This window comes from Nostoc sp. CHAB 5715, assembly GCF_020829685.1.
GTDB lineage: Bacteria > Cyanobacteriota > Cyanobacteriia > Cyanobacteriales > Nostocaceae > Nostoc.
Window position 1 is genome coordinate 1 of the sequence record NZ_JAIVFR010000858.1, and the last position, 3,261, is coordinate 3,261.

6 protein-coding genes are annotated in these 3,261 nt (G+C 41.4%); 4 read left to right on the forward strand and 2 right to left on the reverse strand.

Annotated features, from left to right (window positions below; genetic code table 11):
* On the reverse strand, window positions 1-447 hold a 447-nt coding region (gene lgt, locus LC574_RS32550), incomplete at its 3' end, for a prolipoprotein diacylglyceryl transferase (protein WP_229457723.1).
* 402 nt (window positions 448-849) lie between these two features.
* On the opposite strand from lgt, the gene coaD reads away from it, so the two are divergent.
* The 3 genes from coaD to LC574_RS32565 all read left to right on the forward strand — a co-directional run bounded on the left by coaD (window position 850) and on the right by LC574_RS32565 (window position 2,454).
* Window positions 850-1,401 carry a pantetheine-phosphate adenylyltransferase gene (coaD, locus tag LC574_RS32555; RefSeq protein ID WP_229457724.1) on the forward strand — a complete coding sequence of 184 codons (552 nt, stop codon included), beginning with the start codon at window positions 850-852 and terminating at the stop codon, window positions 1,399-1,401.
* The gene (locus tag LC574_RS32560; RefSeq protein WP_229457725.1) at window positions 1,311-1,979 is read left to right on the forward strand and encodes a DivIVA domain-containing protein; all 669 of its coding nucleotides are present in this window, start codon (window positions 1,311-1,313) and stop codon (window positions 1,977-1,979) included. The genes coaD and LC574_RS32560 overlap by 91 nt, the downstream gene beginning before the upstream one ends.
* A gap of 148 nt (window positions 1,980-2,127) precedes the next feature.
* Window positions 2,128-2,454 (forward strand): Ycf66 family protein, encoded by a 327-nt coding sequence (locus LC574_RS32565; protein WP_229457726.1) that lies wholly within the window; start codon window positions 2,128-2,130, stop codon window positions 2,452-2,454.
* 104 nt (window positions 2,455-2,558) lie between these two features.
* Here LC574_RS32565 and LC574_RS32570 read toward each other — a convergent pair whose 3' ends face one another.
* The gene (locus tag LC574_RS32570; protein ID WP_229457727.1) at window positions 2,559-2,750 is read right to left on the reverse strand and encodes a hypothetical protein; all 192 of its coding nucleotides are present in this window, start codon (window positions 2,748-2,750) and stop codon (window positions 2,559-2,561) included.
* Window positions 2,751-2,869: 119 nt separating this feature from the next.
* Here LC574_RS32570 and LC574_RS32575 point away from each other — a divergent pair.
* Window positions 2,870-3,261, forward strand: a 392-nt coding sequence (locus tag LC574_RS32575) for a VCBS repeat-containing protein (protein WP_229457728.1), incomplete at its 3' end; no start/stop codon positions are given.

Sequence of the window (3,261 nt, forward strand, 5' to 3'; positions counted from 1 at the left end):
ATTGCCCCAACGTCCGATCGCTTGCCCTAAAATCAGCGAAGGCGCTACTAAATCTGCCAGTTGCCAAAAAGAAACCTGCTTGATTTTGGCAAAGATTAACGCAGCCAAAACGCCACCAAGAATTGCTCCATGAATGGCAATACCTCCTTCCCAGATAGCAAAGATTTTTCCTGGAGTTGGAGCATATTTTGACCACTCAAAAAAAACGTAATATAGCCGTGCGCCAGGAATCGCCCCAATCAACAACCAAAAGAATAAATCGCCTAGCAACTCAGGATTAACATTACGGCGCTTTGCCAATTCCTGGGAAAGGATGACCCCAATTAACACTGCTGTGGCAATCAATAAGCCATACCAACGGATACTGAGTGGTCCTAATTTTACCAGAATCGGTCCTGGAGAAGTAAATTGAAACGCCAAGGGCAAGGTGGAAAAATCCAGTGCCATGAAAAATTACCTAGAAAAGTTCGTTAACTACCCGCGCACTTTGCTAAGTACGGAGTTTTTTTAATATCGAATGCTGGAACTGTACTTAAATCCTTCACAATCTCGTGGGGACACAAATAAAAATTCAGCATCCATATTTAGGAGTTTATAGCGGTTTTGTTCAACCTCACCCCCAACCCCTCTCTGATGCTTTGGAGAGGGGAGCGTAAGTTTACTCAAATGCGGGGTGAGGTTCCGGCTATATGCACCGCTATATTTCTTAACGCCTAGTTGAGCATAACTTGTACCAGCAAAACAATTGAGTTTAGCATCCTTACTCAGAGCGCAAGATGGTAAATTTGAGTAGGTTACACAAAAGAGCTTCGATATAATCACCCAAACAACTTTGATATATCTAAAATTGTGATTGCTATTTATCCTGGTAGCTTCGACCCCATCACCTTGGGACACCTTGACCTCATTGGGCGCGGTAGTCGGCTGTTTGAGCGGGTAATTGTCGCTGTACTGCGGAACCCCAACAAAATGCCACTTTTTAGCGTCCAGCAACGGCTAAATCAGATCAGTCTTTCTACACAACATCTACCTAATATAGAAGTAGACAGCTTTGATGGACTTACCGTCAACTATGCTCAAATGCGACAAGCACAAGTTTTGCTGCGGGGTTTACGGGCTGTGTCAGATTTTGAAGTGGAACTGCAAATGGCTCACACCAATAAAACTCTTTCTACCCAAATAGAAACAGTTTTTCTTGCAACCTCAAATGAGTATAGTTTTTTAAGTAGTAGTGTGGTAAAAGAGATTGCAAGGTTTGGTGGCTCTATCGATCATCTCGTTCCCCCACACATTGCCCTAGATATATACCAATGCTACAATCAGAACTCTCCAATGTTGAACCCAATCTCAACGGAAGCAATCTCCCCCCTCAAGAGCATCTCGGTGGAGAGGGAAGCATAGATATTCAGCAGGAACTCAACCGTCTAGAGGAAATGGTTCTCTCTAGTCTCAGAATTCCACTGACGGGACGCACTCTTATAGATGAAGAAAAGCTGCTAGATCAGCTTGATTACATCCGGCTTGCCTTACCATCGCTTTTTCAACAAGCAGCAGCTATCCTCGACCAAAAGGACGAAATTCTGCTGGAAGCGGAAGAGTATGGACAGCAGGTTGTTGAGGCCGCGCAAGCAAAAAGGGCGCAAATTTTAGCTGAAAGCGATATTATTCACCAGGCCGAACAAGAAGCTGAACAACTGCGGCGACAAGTGCAACAAGAGTGTGAAGCAATAATGCAAGAAACTCTCGCCGAAATTGACCGTAAACGATATGCTTGTCAGCAAGAGTTAGATCAAATGCGACAAACTGCGATCGCTCAAGCTCAAGAAATTGAAGATGGTGCTGATGCTTATGCTGATGGCATTCTGGAAAATATTGAGCAGGATCTCAAGCAGATGTTGCGAATTATCACCAACGGACGCCAACAATTGCAAATTGATAACCTCACTCAGCGCAATTCACCTCCAGGTAAGAAAAAATAGAGGTTCTAAAAGAGATGAGTAAGAATTCTAGGTTGGGTTAAGCAATAGCGAAACCCAACAATTTTTATAAATAAAGACTTTTGGTTTTCTATACCTAACTGGTAATAGTTTAAAATTTCGGCTTGTAATTAAACAGGATTTTTAATAAATGCTTACCTTCGCTCAAGTTAACTTTGGAGCAAATTCAGCTAGTATACTGGGACTTATTTATTTGCTTTTAGGAGTAGTTTACTTGATTTTTATGGTATTTTGGCTAGTCAAACGTGGAGCAAGACTTACGAGTTGGGCTTTAGCACTTTATATTATCCAAGCGATATTTACGCCAATTATAATGTTATTGTCCGGGTTTATTTTGGTTTTTCAAGGCTGGCGATTAGATCCAATTCTTCAATTTGGGCAACTTTTATTGAGCTTATTAATTATTTACCTACTTATCAAAGATATTGTAATTAATGCAGTTTACAGAGATAGATAATTTTAGCATTCTGAGAATTTAATTAATAATATTTGTGTTTAAAACTCAGAAAAGTTGGTACTGGATACTGGAAAAATTACTTAATCCCTAATCTCCAGTCTACTTTACTGCGATCGCGATTGGTTAATTCGCTTTTGCAATTCGGCTTCAATTTCTTCATCTGTGCTGCAAAACACTTTTGGACGTTGCTCTAATCTATCCATGAGAATGTGGAAGGCTTCTACATCTTTGGGATGGTAGCGAACCCAGTCTTGCAACTCTTCATCAGTTATCGCTTGGTAGTCAGAATCTGTCATAGCAATATTACCGTGTAAAGGTTTGTAAATGATTACCGTAGTTCCCGGAACCGAAACTGAATCCTAAATAGGTACGTAGTTTTACTACGCGCAATATGATTGATTAAAGGAGCATTATAATGAGCACTTTCGGTTCGTTGTTTGTAGCTCAGGACAATAATTTTACTGTCGTTGATGGCGGATGGACTAGCTTTGACCTATATCCGCGTCAGCTTGGTGATATCAACGGCGATGGTCGCGATGATATTGTCGGTTTTGGAAATAGTGATGTCTACGCCGCTCTAGGTCAAAGCAATGGCACTTTTGGCCCGATATTTGTCGCTCAAAGGGATAATTTTACTGTCGTTGATGGCGGATGGACTAGCTTTGACCTATATCCACGTCAGCTTGGTGATGTCAACGGCGATGGTCGTGATGATATTGTCGGTTTTGGAAATAGTGATGTCTATGTCTCTCTAGGTAGAAGCAATGGCACTTTCGGTCCAATATTTGTCGCTCAGGACAATAATTT

What these genes read in the sequence shown, in the direction of transcription:
- LC574_RS32560 (WP_229457725.1), top strand. Translation starts at nt 1,311, where the DNA reads ATGCTACAATCAGAACTCTCCAATGTTGAACCCAATCTCAACGGAAGC.
- LC574_RS32565 (WP_229457726.1), top strand. Translation starts at nt 2,128, where the DNA reads ATGCTTACCTTCGCTCAAGTTAACTTTGGAGCAAATTCAGCTAGTATA.
- LC574_RS32570 (WP_229457727.1), bottom strand. Translation starts at nt 2,750, where the DNA reads ATGACAGATTCTGACTACCAAGCGATAACTGATGAAGAGTTGCAAGAC.